Source organism: Pseudomonas sp. PH1b, assembly GCF_000633395.1.
Taxonomy (GTDB): Bacteria; Pseudomonadota; Gammaproteobacteria; order Pseudomonadales; family Pseudomonadaceae; genus Aquipseudomonas.
Window position 1 is genome coordinate 175635 of sequence record NZ_AYMU01000006.1, and the last position, 17065, is coordinate 192699.

Here is a 17065-nt window from a genome sequence, read left to right on the forward strand (position 1 = left end):
TTCCCCGATATTTTTTATGTGAAAAATGCATATCGACCTGCGCCAGCTCCGCCACTTCATCGCCCTCGCCGAACAGCGCAGCTTTGTCGCCGCCGCGACCGCGGTGAACCTCTCGCAATCGGCCTTCAGCCGCAGCATCCAGGCCTTGGAACACAGCGTTGGTTGCCAGTTGGTGGATCGCGGGCGCAAGGACCTGGCGCCGACCAAGCAGGGCCAGTTGCTGCTGGAGCACGCCCGGCGGCTGGTCAGCGGCGCCCAGCAGATGGCCAACGAGATCAGCCAGTTCAATGGCCTGGAAGCGGGAGAATTGCGCTTCGGTTGCGGCCCGGCGCCGGCCGCGGGGCTGATCCCCCGGGCCATCGGCAGCTTTATCGGGCGCTACCCCAAGGCCCGGGTGCAGTTCCAGGTGGATGACTGGCAAAGCCTGAACAAGCGCCTGCTCAGCGAAGAGTTCGAATTCTTCGTTGCCGACACCCGTCACTTCGAGGCCGATCCGGACTACCTGACCCAGCGCCTGCGCCCGCGCAAATGGCATTTCTGCTGCCGCGCCGGGCATCCGTTGGCCCAGCGCGACAGCGTCAGCGCCGGGGAACTGATGAGCTACCCGCTGGCGGTGACCATCCGCCCGCCGAACCTGCGCAAGGTCATCGTCGACCTGAGCGGCAAGCCCGACTTCACGCCCAATGTGGAATGCGAAAACAGCTACAGCCTGCTGGGGGTGGTCATGCGCTCGGATGCCATCGGCATCGTCGGTTCCTACAGCGACGCCCTGCACAACGCCAAGGGCGAACTGGTGTGCCTGAAGATCGACGGCCTGGCCGACGACCTGGAAGAGCTCTACACCCGCTACGGCATCGTCAGCCGCGCCGGCTATCGCCTGTCGCCCCTGGCCACGGCGATGATCGCCGAAATCAAGGCCATCGACGAACAGGACGAAGACCTGTGCAACCTGGACAACCTCGCCGTCTGAGCCGAGCCTGCCTTGCCCTCACCCCCGCCCCGCCTGTAGGAGCCGGCTTGCCGGCGAAGAGGCCCCAAGCCCTGCACCTCCCCCACGACCGCCTCCCACCGTAGGAGCCGGCTTGCCGGCGAAGAGGCCCTCAAGCCCTGCACCGCCCCCACAACCGCCTCCCACCGTAGGAGCCGGCTTGCCGGCGAAGGGGCCCCAAGCCCTGCACCACCCCCACGACCGCCTCCCACCGTAGGAGCCGGCTTGCCGGCGAAGGGGCCCTCAAGCCCTGCACCTCCCTCACGGACGCCTTCGCTGGCAAGCCAGCTCCTACAGGTGCCACAGGACCGCGGGCGCCCCACGCATTGCATGAAACGCATCGAAACTATTCGGCAAATGCGCTTGCCGGAAGCCCCCGCCGAAGGCGAAAAACCTCGCCTGTCCTGTCTTCGGTGAGCCCCATGTCCAATACCCCCAAACCCGTGCGCAACGTGCTCTACATCATGTGCGACCAACTGCGCCGGGATTACCTGTCGTGCTACGGCCACCCGCACCTGCACACCCCGAACATCGACCGCCTGGCGGCCGCCGGGGTGCGCTTCAGCCGCGCCTACACCCAGGGCACCATCTGCGGCCCGTCGCGCATGTCGGCCTACACCGGGCGCTACGTCAGCAGCCACCAGGTGGCCTGGAACGCCGTGCCCCTGCCCCTGGAGGAACTGACCCTGGGCGACTACCTGCGGCCCCATGGCATCCGTACCGCACTGGTGGGCAAGACCCACGCCACGCCCAATCTCGACGCCCTGCAGCGCCTGGCCATCGACCCCGAGAGCCCACAGGCCGAGGCCCTCAACGAGGTCGGCTTCGAGCCCTATTTCCGCCACGACGGCATCTACCCCGACGACCCGGTGTTCGACGACAAACGCGAATCCGCGCCTTATACCCACTACCTGCGCGACCTCGGCTATGACGGGCGCAATCCCTGGCACGACTGGGCCAACGCCGGGGCCGGCGCGCAGGGGGAAATCCGCAGCGGCTGGAAAATGCGCAACGCCCACCTGCCGGCCCGGGTCGCGCAAGAGCACTCGGAAACCGTCTACACCACCGACCGCGCCATCGACTTCATCAGCGAACAAGGCGAGCAGCCCTGGTGCCTGCACCTGTCCTACATCAAGCCGCACTGGCCCTACATCGCCCCGGCGCCCTACCACGCGCTGTATGGCCCGGAGCAGGTCATCCCGGCCGTGCGCGCCGAGCCTGGGCAGCTCAGTGATCACCCGGTCTACGCCGCCTTCCGCCAGCATGAAGAAAGCCTGAATTTTTCCCGGGACGAAGTACGCCTGAACGTGGTGCCCACCTACATGGGCCTGATCAAGCAGGTGGATGACCAGCTCGGCCGGCTGTTCGATTTCCTGCAGAGCAACGGCCGCTGGGACGACACCCTGATCGTCTTCACCAGCGACCACGGCGACTTCCTCGGCGATCACTACCTGGGGGAAAAGGAATTCCTGCTGGAACCGGCGGTGGGCGTGCCGCTGATCGTCCGCGACCCGCGGGCGGCGGCGGATATCAGCCGTGGCACGGTGGATGAGCGCCTGGTGGAAACCATCGACGCCCTGCCGACTTTTCTCGACGCCCTGGGCCTGCCGGGTGCCGAACATCGGCTCGAAGGTCGCTCGCTGATCCCCCTGTTGCACGGCGCCGAACCGGACTGGCGCCGCTACGCCATCAGCGAATACGACTACGCCTTCCAGGCCCCGGCGCGGGAGCGCCTGGGCCAGCCCATCGACCGCTGCCGCATGACCATGGTGCGCAGCGAGCGCTGGAAATACCTGGCGTATGACGGCTTGCGCCCACAGCTGTTCGACCTGCACAACGACCCCCAGGAGTTGAATGACCTGGGGGCCGCCCCGACCCATGCCGCGGTGCGTGAAGAACACCTGGGGTATTTGCTGGAATGGCTGCGCGGCTTGAAACGCCGCACCACCATCAGCCATGAAGAAATCGACCTGCGGGGCCAGCGTTTTCGCTACGGCGAACCGGAAAGCGAAAAGCTGGTGCAGATCGGCGTGTGGTAACCCGGCCCCCCTCCCGTAGGAGCCGGCTTGCCGGCGAAGAGGCCCTTGAGCCTTGCAGCGCTCTTGCGGGCGCTTTCGCTGGCAAGCCAGCTCCTACGGCGGGCAGGGTCATCGCAGAGTTCTCGTAGGAGCCGGCTTGCCGGCGAAGAGGTCCTTGAGCCTTGCAGCGCTTTTGCGGGCGCTTTCGCTGGCAAGCCAGCTCCTACAGCGGGCAGGGTCATCGCATGAATTTTCGTAGGAGCCGGCTTGCCGGCGAAGAGGTCCTCGAACCTTGCAGCGCTCTTGCGGGCGCCTTCGCTGGCAAGCCAGCTCCTACAGCGGGCAGGTTCATCGCATGAGTTTTCGTAGGAGCCGGCTTGCCGGCGAAGAGGCCCTCGAACCTTGCAGCGCTCTTGCGGGCGCTTTCGCTGGCAAGCCAGCTCCTACAGCGGGCAGGTTCATCGCATGAATTTTCGTAGGAGCCGGCTTGCCGGCGAAGAGGCCCTCGAACCTTGCAGCGCTCTTGCGGGCGCTTTCGCTGGCAAGCCAGCTCCTACGGGAAGGGGCGGCGATGGAGGGCGGGTCAGAGGCCCTTGATGGTCTGGCTGCGTTGGCCGTGCACGCCCACCGGTACATCGCCCTTGAGGGTCACCCGGCGCACCACGCGGTCCTGGGTGCCGTAGTCGTCAACCGCGTAATGCTGGGTCGAACGGTTGTCCCAGATCGCCACATCACCCGCGCTCCAGCGCCAGCGCACGGTGTTTTCCAGACGGGTGACGTGACTTTGCAGCAGGCCGAACAGGTGCGCCGAGTCGGCCTGGGAATAGCCCTTGATGCGCTTGACGAAGTGCCCCAGTACCAGGCTCTTTTCACCACTCTCGGGGTGCACGCGAACGATCGGGTGCTCGGTCTCGAACACCGTGGAGGTGAACACCTTGCGGTAACGCTCCAGCTTCTCTGCGGAGACGTCCGGCTTGACCCCGGCGTAGTCGTATTCGTTGCTGTGCACCGCCCAGAGCTTGTCCGCCAGTTCCCGCAGTTCCGCCGACAGTTCGTTGTAGGCAGTAGCGGTGTTGGCCCAGACCGTGTCGCCACCGGAGGCCGGGGCCACCACCGAACGCAGGATCGAGGCCTTGGGGTAGGCGTCGACGAAGGTCACGTCGGTGTGCCAGGAGTTGGCTCGCTGGCCCTGGGCGCCGTCCAGTTCCATCAGGTAGCGGGTGCCGTCGCGCACCGGCACCGTGGGATGGGCCGCCGGTTCGCCCAGCAGGTGGGAGAAGGCTTCCTGGCTCTGGTCATCGAGGTGGGACTGGCCCCGGAAGAAGATCACTTTGTACTGCACCAGCGCTTGCTGGATCGCTTCCACGGTGGCGGCGTCGAGATCGCCGGACAGTTGCACGCCACGAATCTCGGCGCCGATACGGCCGGCCACCGGATGAATGTCCAGGGCATGAATGGCGGGTTTAACGGCTAATGCGGCATTGCTCATCGGATACACCCTCATCTGACTGCTTACGGTTTGAGCCGCAGCGAAACAACGCTCTATCTATATTCAATTTTGATCTAATAGATATTCATGTGCTTCGTTGACGGAATAAGAGCTTGCATTTAAAACCTCATTCCTTACTCGTCGCAAATGCCTTCGAGCTATTTTTCGGATGCCGGGAAAGCATATGGATCTTCGCCAACTGCGTTACTTCATCGCCCTCAACGAGCACCGCAGTTTTGTCCGTGCCGCCGATGCCATGGGCATCACCCAGCCGGCCTTCAGCCGCAGTATCCAGGGCCTGGAGCAGGAGTTCGGTTGTGTGCTGGTGGACCGTGGGCACAAGGACCTGCGCCCCACGCCGGAAGGCCAGGTGGTGCTGCAGCACGCCTTGAGCCTGGTCCAGGGCGCGGCCCTGCTGAGCAGTGAAGTGACGCGGATGACCAAGCTCGATGCCGGCGAAGTGCGCTTCGGCTGCGGCCCGGCCCCGGCGGTGAAACTGGTGCCCGATGCGGTGGCGCAATTCACCAGCGCCCACCCCAAGGTGCGCACCTGCTTTGCCGTGGACAACTGGGAAAAACTCAGCCGCAGCCTGAACCGCGAAGAGATCGAGTTCTTTATCGCCGACATCCGCCATTTCGAGGCCGACCCGAACTACCAGACCCAGCCCCTGACGCCCAAGCGCGGAGTGTTCTTCTGCCGTCCCGGGCACCCACTGCTGGCCAAGGAAAGCCTGTCCACCAACGACATGTTCGACTACCCCCTGGCCACCACCCTGATCCCCCCGGGGATCCGCAAGCTGCTGGCCAACCTCAGCGGGCGCATCGACTTTTCGCCGACCATCGAGACCGAGCACTTCCCGGCCCTGGTGAAGATCGTCCGCCAGTCCAATGCCATTGGCGTGGGCACCGCCGAGGCCTTTGCCGAAGACATCGAGCAGGGCTCCCTGGCGCTGCTGCACTGGCGCAACCTGCCGCAGAACATCGACAGCCTGAATGCCCGCTGCGGTATCGTCAGCCGCAGCGGCTTTCGCCTGTCACCGGCGGCGCGCAAGCTGATCGAGGTCTTGGTGGCGGTGGACCAGCAGAGCCACGCCATCGCCGTGTAGAACAGCTGCGCCGGCAAGCCGGCCGCTACAAGATCCCGCACGGTATCCCCGCCGACCGTAGGAGCTGGCTTGCCAGCGAAGAGGCCCTCAAGGCCGCCCTCGCCGACCAGCCGGCTCCAGGGTTACGCAGGAGCCGGCCTGCCGGCGGCTGGTGCCGACCTCAAAGACCGGCAGCAGCCAACTGCGGTGCAACCCAGGCATCCACCTTGAACGGCTTGCGAATCAAGCGCTCCTTGGCCGCCAGGTCGACCGAATCCTGCAGTTTGCCGAGGAACACCGGGTCCAGGGTCGAGGGGAAGATCTCGCTCAGGCGCTGGTCCTTGAGGTCATCCTGGAGAATCACCGGTGGATAACTGGCCAACCCCGACACCAGCTGGATGTAGGCTTCCTTGTTGCTGTCCTGGGTCAGCCACTCTACGGCCTGCTGCTGGGCCTTGAGCAGTTTTTCCACGGCCTCGGGATGTTCGTCGACAAACTTGCCGCTGCCCACCAGCACGCTCTGCACGCTGCCGGCGCCGCCCAGGTCCTTGGTGCTCAGGGGCAGTTCGGCCAGGCCTTTGCTGCGCAGGGCCGAGAGCCCGGTGCTGCCCCAGGACGCATCGATCTGCCTGGCCGCCAGGGCCGCCACTGCGGCGTTGAAATCAAGATTGACCACCTTCAGGTCCTTCTCGCTCAACCCCCGGCTGGCCAGGGCGGCATCGAACGAAAGCTGGGTGGCGGTGCCACGGAACACCGCCACGCGCTTACCCTTGAGGTCTTCCAGGGTCTTGATCCCGGAACCCGGGACCACCCCCAGGTAGTGCTTGACCCCACGGGCCGAGGCGCTGAGCAGGCGGGTATCCAGGCCATTGGATTTACCGATGATCGCCGCCAGGTCCCCCAGGTAGGCCAGGTCCACCTGGCCGTTGGCGAAGGCCTCGTTGATCACCGGTCCGGCCCCCTTGAAGAAATTCCACTGAATCTTGATGCCCTGGTCGGCGAAGGCTTTTTCGAAGATCTGCTGCTGGCGCAGCACATCCACCACCCCGCCACCACTGTGCTGGGTACCGGCGCTGAGGTCGGGCACGGCGATGCGGATTTCCTTGAGTTCGGCGGCCTGGGACAGCAGCGGCAGGCAACCCAGCAACCCCGCCAGGGCCGGTGCGGCGAACAGACTGATCACGCGTTTGAAGGGAAGGCTCATGGGTACGGCTCCTGGGTGCAAGGGCATTGAGGAGCAAAAGGTAGGCATGGAATGGATAAGTATTTAAATACTATAAATTCACATTTTAATAACCTTATCGAATAAATCAGCAGCCACGGGCCTCTTCTGCGGCCATGCATCAAACGCATGGAAAATATTCTTCGAATGCATTGGATGCGTGGCGGCGAGAGGCCTTAAATGGCTTCTCTTATCGCTCAATAGCATTGATAAGAATTTTAATAGACCACAAAGGAATATTGCAGGAAGCGACGTGTCGCCGCCGGGGCCCTTCGGCCCTGCCGCGCTCCAGGGAGACCTTCACAGCTCTGTGCAAGGCCACCCGGCCGCTCCTGCATGAGCCATGCAGAACCCGACGACGGAGGTCATCCATGGCCCGTGTTTCCCTGCTCAGCCTGCCCTTGGCAGCCCCCTCCAGCGCCCGCCCGGGATGGCCACGGGTCAGCCAGCGTCTGTTGCCCTGGCTATTGCCCCTGGGCCTCTTCGGCCTGTGGTGGCTGGCCAGCCGCAATCACTGGATGAGCGAGCAGATCCTGCCGGCCCCGGCGCTGGTCTGGAGCAGTGCCCTGGAGCTGGCCCACGGCGAGCTGTGGAGCCACCTGGCGATCAGTCTGCAACGGCTGTTCTGGGGCTTGCTGGCGGGTATCGCCGCCGGAGCCCTGCTGGGCGGCGCCCTGGGTTTCAGCCAGCGCCTGGAACGCCTGGTGTTCCCCACTTTCGGCGCCCTGGCGCAGATCCCGACCCTGGCCTGGATTCCGCTGTTCATGGTGTTCTTCGGCATCGGTGAAGTGCTCAAGCTGGTGGTGCTGATCAAGGCCGTGGTGGTCCCGGTGACCCTGCACACCCTGGTGGGGGTGCGCGACGCCCAGCCCCGGCTGCGGGAAGCCGCAGCAGTGCTGCGCCTGCCGCCGGCGCTGCTGGTGCGGCGCCTGGTGCTGCCTGCCGCGCTGCCGGCCTTCATGGCCGGCATACGCCTGGCCCTGGCCACCGGCTGGACCTCGCTGCTGGCGGTGGAACTGCTGGCCTCCAGCGAAGGGATCGGCTACCTGATGGTCTGGGCGCGGCAGCTGTTCATGCTGGACATCGTCTTCGTGTGCATCCTGGTGATCGGCCTGCTGGGGGTGTGCATGGACCGTGGCATCGGCTGGCTCGACCGCAAGCTGGTGCACTGGCCGCACCCGGCCACCGCCGAATTCCGCCGTGGCCCGCGCTATCAGGGCTGGCAGCGCCTGCAACCCTGGCTACTGCCCCTGGCGCTGCTGGCCCTGTGGCAGCTGGCGAGCGACCAGCAATGGGTCGATCCGAACATTCTGCCCAGCCCCCTGGCGGTGCTCGCCACCACCGGCAGCGGCCTGCTCGATGGCAGCCTGCTGGGGGGCATGGGCCTGAGCCTGGGGCGCACCCTCGGCGGCCTGCTGCTGGGCGGTGGCCTGGGCTTGGTCTTTGGCCTGCTGCTAGGCCTGTCGCGCGTCAGTGAACGCCTGCTGGGACCGACCCTGGCCGCTATCCGCCAGATCGCCATCTTCGCCTGGGTGCCGCTGCTCACCGCCTGGTTCGGCCTGGGGGAGTTGGCCAAGTGGGTGTTCGTCGCCCTGGCCGCGTTCTTCCCGCTGTTCATCGCCACCCAGCGCAGCGTCGCCCAGCTCTCGCCGCAACTGGCGGAGGCCGCCCAGGTGCTGCGCCTGAACCTCTGGCAACGGCTGCGTCGGCTGGTGCTGCCGGGCGCTGCGCCGGGGATTTTCGCCGGACTGCGCATCAGCCTGATCTACGCCTGGCTGGGCACCATCGGCGCGGAATACTTCATGCCGTCCAACGGCGGCATCGGCAGCCAGATGATCAGCGCCCAGCAACTGCTGCGCATGGACCTGATCATGGCCGGCATGCTCCTGGTGGGCCTTACCGGGGCCCTGCTCAACCTCATCGGCCAACAGCTCGAACGTCGCGCCACCCGCTGGAGACACGCATGAACGCACCCCTGGTCAGTTTCAATCACGTGGGCAAGACCTTCGCCGTCACCGGTGGCGAAGTGGAGGCGATCCGCGAATTCAACCTGGACATCGCCGAAGGCGAGTTCGTCGCCATCGTCGGTTCCAGCGGCTGCGGCAAGTCCACCCTGCTGCGCCTGCTGATCGGCCTGGACACCGAGTTCCGGGGCGAGATCCGGGTCGACGGCAAGGCCGTCAGCGGCATCGGCGGCGAGCGCGGCATCGTGTTCCAGGAACACCGGCTGTTCCCCTGGCTGACGGTGGCCGAGAACATCGGCCTGGGCCTGGTCAACGAGCCCTTGAGCGCCGCCGAGCGCCAGCAGCGGATCGACGAATTCATCGAGCTGGTGGGCCTCAAGGACTTCACCCGGGCCTACCCGCATCAGCTGTCCGGCGGCATGGCGCAACGGGTGGCGATTGCCCGGGGGCTGGTGGCCAGCCCGCGGATCCTGCTGCTGGACGAACCCTTTGGCGCCCTCGACGCCCTGACCCGCCAGCAGATGCAGGACGAACTGCTGGCGATCCGCGAGCGGGCCAAAATCACCACGGTGCTGGTGACCCACGATGTCGAGGAAGCGATTTTCCTCGCCGACCGGGTAGTGGTCATGGAACCGCGCCCGGGCCGGATCAAGCGCGTGGTCGAGGTGGCCCTGCCCCACCCGCGCCAGCGCAGCAGTTTCGACTTCCACCAACTGCGTGAGGAGCTGCTTCACGAGCTGACCCGCGACGAGCGCTACCAGGCGCCGTTGCCGGTGCAGATCCGCGACCTGCCCCTGACCTTCATTGCTTGCTGAACAGGAGTGACTCGATGCCGCAACGTCCCAACTTCCTGGTGATCCTGGCCGACGACCTGGGCTTCTCCGACCTTGGCGCCTTCGGCGGCGAGATCGCCACGCCGAACCTCGACGCCCTGGCCTTCAATGGTCTGCGCCTGACCGATTTCCACACTGCCCCGACCTGTTCGCCGACCCGCTCCATGCTGCTCACCGGCACCGACCACCACATTGCCGGGATCGGCACCATGGCCGAGGCCCTGACCCCGGAGCTGATCGGCAAGCCGGGCTATGAGGGTTACCTCAACGACCGCGTGGTGGCCCTGCCGGAACTGCTGCGCGAAGCCGGCTACCAGACCCTGATGAGCGGCAAATGGCACCTGGGCCTGACCGCCGAACGTGCGCCCCATGCCCGGGGGTTCGAGCGTTCGTTCTCACTGCTGCCGGGGGCGGCCAACCACTACGCCTTCGAGCCGACCTACGATGAGCACACCCCTGGGTTGCTCAAGTCGACCCCGGCTTTGTACATCGAGGACGACCGTTTCATCGATGAATTGCCCGCGGATTTCTATTCCTCCGACGCCTTCGGCGACAAGCTCCTGCAATACCTCAAGGAGCGCGACCAGACCCGGCCGTTCTTCGCCTACTTGCCATTCTCGGCGCCCCACTGGCCGCTGCAGGCCCCGGAGGAAATCGTCGCCAAGTACCGTGGCCGCTACGACGCCGGCCCCGAAGTGCTGCGCCGCGAGCGCCTGGAAAAACTCCAGGCCCTGGGCCTGCTGGACCCGCAGGTCGAGCCCCATCCGTTGATCAACCTGAACGCCGAGTGGGATGCCCTCAGCGACGAGCAGCGGCAGGTTTCGGCGCGGGCCATGGAGGTGTATGCGGCGATGGTCGAGCGCATGGACTGGAACATCGGCCGGGTGGTGGACTACCTGCGCCAGCAGGGCCAGCTGGACAACACCCTGATCCTGTTCATGTCCGACAACGGCGCCGAGGGTGCGCTGCTGGAAGCCTTTCCCAAGTTCGGCCCGGAGCTGTTGACCTACCTCAACCAGCACTACGACAACCGCCTGGAGAACATCGGCCGGGCCAACTCCTACGTCTGGTACGGCCCGGCCTGGGCCCAGGCGGCCACTGCGCCGTCGCGGCTGTTCAAGGCCTTCACCACCCAGGGCGGGATTCGCGTGCCGGCGCTGCTGCATTACCCGCAGCTGCCCCTCAAGGGCCAGATCAGCCACGGCTTCGGCACGGTGATGGACATCACCCCGACCCTGCTCGACCTGGCCGGCGTGCGTCACCCCGGCAAGCGCTGGCGCGGGCGCGATGTGGCGCCGTTGCGGGGCAAGTCGTGGCTGGGCTTTCTCTCCGGCGAGACCGCCCAGGTGCACGACGAACACACGGTGACCGGCTGGGAGCTGTTCGGCCGCCGGGCGATTCGCCAGGGGCAATGGAAGGCGGTGTATATCCCCGGGCCGGTGGGCCCGGCGACCTGGCAGCTGTACGACCTGGGCCAGGACCCGGGGGAAATTCACGACCTGGCCCACAGCCAGCCGGAAAAACTGCGCAGCCTGCTAGAGCAATGGCAGCGCTACGTGGATGAAACCGGAGTGATCCTCAGCGAATCACCGTTCCAGCCCGACTGAACCTTTAGAAGCTGACTTGTGTAGGAGCTGGCTTGCCAGCGAAGGCGTCCTCCAGGGCAACACAAGGCTCAAGGGCCCTTTCGCCGGCAAGCCGGCTCCTACAGGCTTAGGCCCGCACACCACCGCCTGCATCCTCCTGCACCTGCTCCACGGGATGAAAGCGATTGGCCCGGGCAAAGGTGCCGAAGTCGTTGAAACGCACCCCCATCTCGGCCATCACCCTGTGCGCCACCGGCGCCGTCATCTGGCGGATGTAGAAGGGTTCCTTGACCACGAAATGGTGGATGCCGTGGGTGCTGCCGAAATTGCAGCAGAAGGCCTGCAGCGGCCACAGCCACCAGGGGTTGAGCACCTGGGTCTGCTGGATCACGTTGCCCGCTTCGATATCGCCGTAGTAGTGCATGTTGGAACTGACAAAGTGCAGGCAGAAGGTGCGCAGCACGTTGGGGCCAATGATCACCACCACGGCGATATCGATGACGTGCATCAGCGCCAGGGTATCGGCCGACCACTGGATCGGGCTGCCCAGCAGGGCGGCCACGCCGTTGGCCCCGTGAAACCCGAGGAACACATACCAGGCGCTCCAGTGCAGCAGGGCCAGCGGCGCGTACACCGCCAGGGTGCGCACAAGGATGCCCAGCTTGCGCCTGGCGCCCGGCGCCCGCAGCAGGCGGATGAAGGCCGCCATCATGTTGTCGCCCACCATCAGCAGCCGGGCGAGGCCCCAGGGCTCGCCGTTGGTGATGGCACGCTCCTCGATATCGCTCTCGCTGCCGGACACCTTGTGGTGATTCAGGTGCAGATGGCGCCGCACCCAGGGGTTGATGGTGCTCGGCCGCGCCAGCCAGACCAGCCCCAGCATCAGGTTGTGGGGCAGGCGCCGCTTGCGAAAGTACATGCTGTGGATCAGGTCGTGCTCCAGCTCGTGGGTCAGCGAGGCGAAGAACGCGTTGAGCAGCAAGCACCCCCAGCCGGGCAGATAACCACCGAGGTAGAGCGCCGCCGACCCGACCATTGCGGCCAGGGCCAAGGCCAGGATGCCCGCGCCCAGGGCATCCTGATGCTGCAACAGGGGGTAGCGCCGGCGCAATTCGTCGCCCCGGGCCAGGACCACCTGGCGAATATGCGCGGCTCGTTGTTGCGCGTTCATCTGCGCGGGGCTTGCAGAAATACCCTGCATGATTCCATCCTCTGGTCAGTGGTCTGTGCATCCTGCCTTGAGCCGTGGCTTGGGGCCCTAGCCGTAAACGCCAACCTGTTGACCGGACGCGCCAAATCGCATGACCGAAGCCACCTCCCTTGCCAGCTGGACCCGCGCCTTGCGCAAGCAACTGGACGCACTCGACCTCGACAGTGGCGCGCTGTGCCGCGAAGCCGGGCTCGACCCGCAATTGATGGACGACCCCAACGCCCGCTACCCGCTGTCGGCCACCACCCGCCTGTGGCACCTGGCGGTCAAGGCCAGCGGCGACCCGGCCATTGGCCTGCGGGTGTCGCGCTTTGTCAGCCCCACCACCTTTCATGCCCTGGGCTACGCCCTGGTGGCCAGCGGCAGCCTGCGGGAAGTGTTCGAGCGCATCGTGCGCTACCACCAGGTGGTCAGCGATGCCCTGGAGCTGGCCCTGACCCGGGAGCCGGATCGCTACCGCTTCTTCCTCAAGGTGCCGCCCGGCGCACCGCAACCGGCGTTCGAAGCCATCGACGCCTTTGCCGCGATCTATGTGCGTACCTGCCGCAACCGCCTGGGCCGCGACTATGCGCCACTGGGCGTGCAACTGCGCCGCCCGGCCCCGCAGGACCCGAGCCAGTGGCACAAGGTGTTCCGCTGCCCGGTGCAGTTCGACGCGCCCGACGACTGCCTGGAGTTCGGCCTGCACGATTTCGACAGCCACCTGGACGACGCCAACCCGGAGCTGGCCGAGCACAACGAAGCGGTGCTCAAGCGCACCCTGCTGCAACTGCGGCCCCTGACCTGGGAGCGCAAGGTGCGCGGGGTGATCGAAGCCCAGTTGCCGGAAGGCGAACCCTCCGCCGAGCGGGTGGCCGAGGCCCTGCACCTGAGCCTGCGTAGCCTGCAGCGGCATCTGGCGGATGAAGGCACGCGCTTTGACACCCTGCTCAACGAATGCCGGGAAAACCTCGCCCTGCTGCACCTGCGGGACCTGGACTGCTCCCTGAGCGAAATCAGCTACCTGCTGGGGTTTGCCGACGCCAGCAGCTTCAGCCGGGCGTTCAAGCGCTGGACCGGCATGACCCCGGGGCAGTTTCGCGATGGCTTGCGCTGAGGCCCTTCGCCGGCAAGCCGGCTCCTGCAGGTTCGTGCAACCCAACCCCTGAGGCTCGGCGTCAAGGAAGCGAAAACCCCAGTTCGAACACGGTGTCGCGGCCCTCACTCAGCACCCGCACCTGTCCGCCATGCAGCTGCATGATCGAACGCACGATGGCCAGCCCCAGGCCCCCGGAATCCCCAGGTTCGGCACGGGACGGGTCGACCCGGTAGAAACGGTCGAACAGCCGGGGCAGGTGCTCGGCGGCAATCGCCGGGCCCTGGTTGTGCACTTGCAGCCAGCACCAGCCGGCTTCGTCGCGGCGCCGCAGGCTGATCAGCGAGCCCTCGTCGGCATGGCGCACGGCATTGGCCAGAAGATTGCCCAGGGCCCGTTGCAGCAGTTGCTGGTCGGCCCGCAGCTCGCCGGAAAAACCGTTCTCCAGGCGGATCTGCCGGTCATCGGCCAGAGCTTCGAAGTAGTCGCACAGTTGCGCGCCGACACCCGCCAGTGACAGCAGCTGAAGGTCCAGCACCGCATCGGCCTGCTCGGCCCGGGCCAGGAACAACAGGTTCTCGGCCATGCGCCCCAGGCGCTCGAATTCCTCCATGTTGGAGGCCAGCACTTCCTGGTACTCCGCTGCGCTGCGCGGCTGGTTCAAGGCCAGGCCGTTGCTGCCCAGAAGGTTGTGCAACGGTGTGCGGATCTCGTGGGCCAGGTCGGCGGAAAATTGCGACAGGCGTTCAAAGCTCGCTTCCAGGCGCGCCAGCATGGCGTTCAGGGCCTGCACCGGTTCGTGGAATTCCGCTGGAATGCCGTGGGTCTGCAAGCGCCGGTCGAGGCTGCGCAAATCGATCTCCCGCGCCGCGTCGCTGAGCTGGCGCAAGGGTTGCAGGCCCCGGCGCAACAGCAGCAGGCCCAAGGCGAAGGCCAGCAAGGCCCCGAGCCCCACCGCCAGGTACAGGCGCAGGCGGTAGCTGGCGAGCATCTGCTCGCGCTCGCTGAGGACCTTGCCGGCGATCACCGTCAGGGCTTCACCCTTGGGGCCCCGGGCCTGGCCTGCCAGCAGCGCCACCGGCACCTCGTCCGCCCCCGGCCAGAGGCGTACATCGCTGCGTTGCGGCGCCTGTTGCAGTGCGATGGGGGCGAGCGCGGGCAAGGGCTGCCGGCGCGGGTTGATGTCGATCACCGTCGAGCCGTCGGCGCGCAGCACCAGCAGCAGGCTTTCCTGGTTGCCCAGCATGTTCTGGTACAGCCGGGGCCGGGCTTGCAGGGCATCCAGGCTGTCGCTGTCCTGGAGCAGGGCGCGCACCTGCTCCAGGCGGCCGAGCAGGGCCAGGTCGTCGCGGTAGGCGATTTCCCCGACCAGGGAGCGGTAGAGGAACACCCCGATCACGCTCAGCACCAGGGCGCAGACCGCGGCAAAAGCCAGGGCCAGCCGCCAGGCGATGGAACTAGAGCGCTTCATCCGGGGCTTCCAGCTGGTAACCGACGCCACGCACGGTGTGGATCAGCTTGGGTATGTAGGGGTCGTCGACCTTGGCCCGCAGCCGGCGCACCGCCACTTCCACCATGTTGGTGTCGCTGTCGAAATTCAGGTTCCACACCTGGGAGGCGATCAGGGTCCGCGACAGCACTTCGCCCTGGCGGCTGGCCAGCAGGTGCAGCAGGGCGAACTCCTTGTTGGTCAAGGCGATGCGCTGGCCACCGCGGCTGACCCGACGCCGCAGCACGTCGATCTCCAGGTCGGCGATGCTGAAGGACTCGGCCTCGCGCAGCGGCCCGCGGCGCAACAGGGTGCGCACCCGGGCCAGCAGTTCGGCGAAGGCGAAGGGCTTGAGCAGGTAGTCATCGGCGCCCAGCTCCAGGCCGCGAACCCGGTCTTCGATGGCGTCGCGGGCGGTGAGGAACAGCACCGGTGTGGCGCCACGCTGGCGCACCAGTTGCAACAACTGCCAGCCGTTGAGGCCGGGGAGCATCACGTCGAGGATGATCAGGTCGTATTCCTGCTGCTCGATGAAATGGCGCCCGTCCAGGCCGTTCAGGGCCACGTCCACGGCAAAGCCGGATTCTCCCAGGCCCTTGGCAAGGAAATGGGCGGTCTTGGCTTCGTCTTCAACTACCAGCAAACGCATGGCGCACCTCGGGAATGATCGGCACAGGCTAGGCGCCCGGCGGCCGCTTGCCCATTACAAACTTGTAATCAAGACGACGGGGTTCTGACGGAGCGCGCTGGCTAAGGTGACGGCCGGTCTTTCTGGAGCTCGTTCGATGATCTGCAAACCTCTTGTCCTGGGCCTCGGCCTGAGCCTCGCCGGTACGGCCCTGGCGGCGCTCGAACTGCCGCGCCATGCCGAACTGGACCTGGCCGCCGCCCGGCAACTGGCGGATGCCAGCCTTGCCCACTGCACCGCGGCGGTGTCGGTGCTGGACCGCGGCGGCAACCTGCTGGTGGCGATGCGCGGCGATGGGGTGGGCCCGCACAACGGCCCGGCCAGCCAGCGCAAGGCCTATACCGCGCTGTCCACCAAGACGTCGAGCGGAGTGCTGGCCGAGCGCGCCCGCAACAATCCCGAGGCGGCCAATCTCAATACCTTGCCGGAGCTGCTGTTGCTCGGTGGCGGCCTTGCGTTGTTTGCCGGCGACGAGCTGGTGGGGGCCATCGGGATTGCCGGGGCCGGTGGCGCGACGCAGGACGCGGCCTGTGCGCTCAAGGCCGCACAGCAGGTGGGGTTGGCCGCGGAAAGGGCGGCGGGACGTGAGTGATTTTCTGACCCTGCGCCCGCGTTGCGCTCCTGCGCAGCCCCGCGGGCTCGGCAGCGGCTACTGGTGTTGTCTGTTCAATCGAGGAAGGAGTGTGGCATGAGTGTTTTGCGTAATAGCCTGGCGGCCATCGGCCTGTGCGGTCTGTCGAGCCTGGCCCTGGCGGCGGGCAATCCGTTGAGCGTGCATGTGTTGAACCTGGAGAACGGCCTGCCGTCGCCTGGGGTCAAGGTGACCCTGGAGCAGCAGGTGGGCCAGGACTGGAAGCCCCTGTCCGAAGGGGTGACCAATGAGCAGGGACGGATTGCCGAGCTGTTTCCGGCGGGCCGGGCGTTGACGGCCGGCGAGTATCGGGTGGTGTTCAAGACCGGCGAATACTTCAGGCAGGCCAAGCGCGAAACCTTCTTTCCGGAGATTCCGGTGATCTTCGAGGTCAGGCAGACCGAGCAGCATTACCACATTCCGTTGTTGCTCAGCCCTTATGGGTTCTCCACCTATCGTGGTTCGTAGGAACCGGCTGCCGGCGAGGATGAGCTTGCGGGCCTCTTCGCTGGCAAGCCAGCTCCTACGAGAAGGCAGGGACATCGTGGGAGGTTCTGTAGGAGCCGGCTTGCCGGCGAAGGCGATCTTGCGGGCCCTTTCGCTGGCAAGCCAGCTCCTACGGGAGGCAGGGACATCGCGGAGGTTCTGTAGGAGCCGGCTTGCCGGCGAAGGCGATCTTGCGGGCCCTTTCGCTGGCAAGCCAGCTCCTACGGGAAGGCAGGGACATCGCGGAGGTTCTGTAGGAGCCGGCTTGCCGGCGAAGGCGAGCTTGCGGGCCTCTTCGCTGG

The 17065-nt window shown here is 66.2% G+C and carries 14 protein-coding genes; 9 read left to right on the forward strand and 5 right to left on the reverse strand.

Annotated elements, in window-relative coordinates; all coding sequences use genetic code 11:
* The first annotated feature begins 25 nt into the window (after nucleotides 1-25).
* Together U873_RS0112220 and U873_RS0112225 are read left to right on the forward strand one after the other, a co-directional pair.
* On the forward strand, nucleotides 26-970 hold the full coding sequence (locus U873_RS0112220; RefSeq protein WP_025128532.1) for a LysR family transcriptional regulator: 945 nt from the start codon (nucleotides 26-28) through the stop codon (nucleotides 968-970).
* Between the two features lie 440 nt (nucleotides 971-1410).
* Complete coding sequence (locus tag U873_RS0112225) at nucleotides 1411-3027, forward strand: alkaline phosphatase family protein (protein WP_025128533.1); 1617 nt, start codon at nucleotides 1411-1413, stop codon at nucleotides 3025-3027.
* A gap of 562 nt (nucleotides 3028-3589) precedes the next feature.
* Here the strand turns inward: U873_RS0112225 and U873_RS0112230 are convergent.
* On the reverse strand, nucleotides 3590-4495 hold the full coding sequence (locus U873_RS0112230) for a TauD/TfdA family dioxygenase (RefSeq protein ID WP_025128534.1): 906 nt from the start codon (nucleotides 4493-4495) through the stop codon (nucleotides 3590-3592).
* A gap of 184 nt (nucleotides 4496-4679) precedes the next feature.
* Here U873_RS0112230 and U873_RS0112235 point away from each other — a divergent pair, with 184 nt between their 5' ends.
* Nucleotides 4680-5600 carry a LysR family transcriptional regulator gene (locus tag U873_RS0112235; RefSeq protein ID WP_025128535.1) on the forward strand — a complete coding sequence of 307 codons (921 nt, stop codon included), beginning with the start codon at nucleotides 4680-4682 and terminating at the stop codon, nucleotides 5598-5600.
* A 160-nt stretch (nucleotides 5601-5760) separates the two neighbouring features.
* Here the strand turns inward: U873_RS0112235 and U873_RS0112240 are convergent, their stop codons facing one another.
* The gene (locus tag U873_RS0112240) at nucleotides 5761-6783 is read right to left on the reverse strand and encodes an ABC transporter substrate-binding protein (protein WP_025128536.1); all 1023 of its coding nucleotides are present in this window, start codon (nucleotides 6781-6783) and stop codon (nucleotides 5761-5763) included.
* 389 nt (nucleotides 6784-7172) lie between these two features.
* Between U873_RS0112240 and U873_RS0112245 the strand changes: the two genes are divergently transcribed.
* The 3 genes from U873_RS0112245 to U873_RS0112255 are packed head-to-tail and all read left to right on the forward strand — an operon-like array spanning nucleotide 7173 to nucleotide 11205.
* Nucleotides 7173-8768 carry an ABC transporter permease gene (locus U873_RS0112245; RefSeq protein ID WP_025128537.1) on the forward strand — a complete coding sequence of 532 codons (1596 nt, stop codon included), beginning with the start codon at nucleotides 7173-7175 and terminating at the stop codon, nucleotides 8766-8768.
* A complete protein-coding gene (locus U873_RS0112250) occupies nucleotides 8765-9580 on the forward strand; it encodes an ABC transporter ATP-binding protein (RefSeq protein WP_025128538.1) in 816 nt (271 codons plus the stop codon). Before U873_RS0112245 ends, U873_RS0112250 begins: the two co-directional genes overlap by 4 nt.
* Before the next feature lie 14 nt (nucleotides 9581-9594).
* Complete coding sequence (locus U873_RS0112255) at nucleotides 9595-11205, forward strand: arylsulfatase (protein WP_025128539.1); 1611 nt, start codon at nucleotides 9595-9597, stop codon at nucleotides 11203-11205.
* 106 nt (nucleotides 11206-11311) lie between these two features.
* Here the strand turns inward: U873_RS0112255 and U873_RS0112260 are convergent, their stop codons facing one another.
* The gene (locus U873_RS0112260; protein ID WP_025128540.1) at nucleotides 11312-12385 is read right to left on the reverse strand and encodes a fatty acid desaturase; all 1074 of its coding nucleotides are present in this window, start codon (nucleotides 12383-12385) and stop codon (nucleotides 11312-11314) included.
* Nucleotides 12386-12485: 100 nt separating this feature from the next.
* On the opposite strand from U873_RS0112260, the gene U873_RS0112265 reads away from it, so the two are divergent.
* Nucleotides 12486-13490, forward strand: a complete 1005-nt coding sequence (locus tag U873_RS0112265; RefSeq protein WP_025128541.1) for an AraC family transcriptional regulator — start codon at nucleotides 12486-12488, stop codon at nucleotides 13488-13490.
* Between the two features lie 61 nt (nucleotides 13491-13551).
* Here U873_RS0112265 and U873_RS0112270 read toward each other — a convergent pair whose 3' ends face one another.
* Entirely contained in the window at nucleotides 13552-14940 is a 1389-nt protein-coding gene (locus tag U873_RS0112270) for a heavy metal sensor histidine kinase (protein WP_025128542.1), read from the reverse strand.
* Nucleotides 14927-15607 (reverse strand): heavy metal response regulator transcription factor, encoded by a 681-nt coding sequence (locus U873_RS0112275; protein ID WP_025128543.1) that lies wholly within the window; start codon nucleotides 15605-15607, stop codon nucleotides 14927-14929. Before U873_RS0112275 ends, U873_RS0112270 begins: the two co-directional genes overlap by 14 nt.
* 136 nt (nucleotides 15608-15743) lie before the next feature.
* Here U873_RS0112275 and U873_RS0112280 point away from each other — a divergent pair, with 136 nt between their 5' ends.
* Together U873_RS0112280 and uraH are read left to right on the forward strand one after the other, a co-directional pair.
* Complete coding sequence (locus U873_RS0112280; protein WP_025128544.1) at nucleotides 15744-16238, forward strand: heme-binding protein; 495 nt, start codon at nucleotides 15744-15746, stop codon at nucleotides 16236-16238.
* 96 nt (nucleotides 16239-16334) lie between these two features.
* Complete coding sequence (gene uraH, locus U873_RS0112285) at nucleotides 16335-16745, forward strand: hydroxyisourate hydrolase (protein WP_025128545.1); 411 nt, start codon at nucleotides 16335-16337, stop codon at nucleotides 16743-16745.
* Nucleotides 16746-17065: the final 320 nt, after the last annotated feature.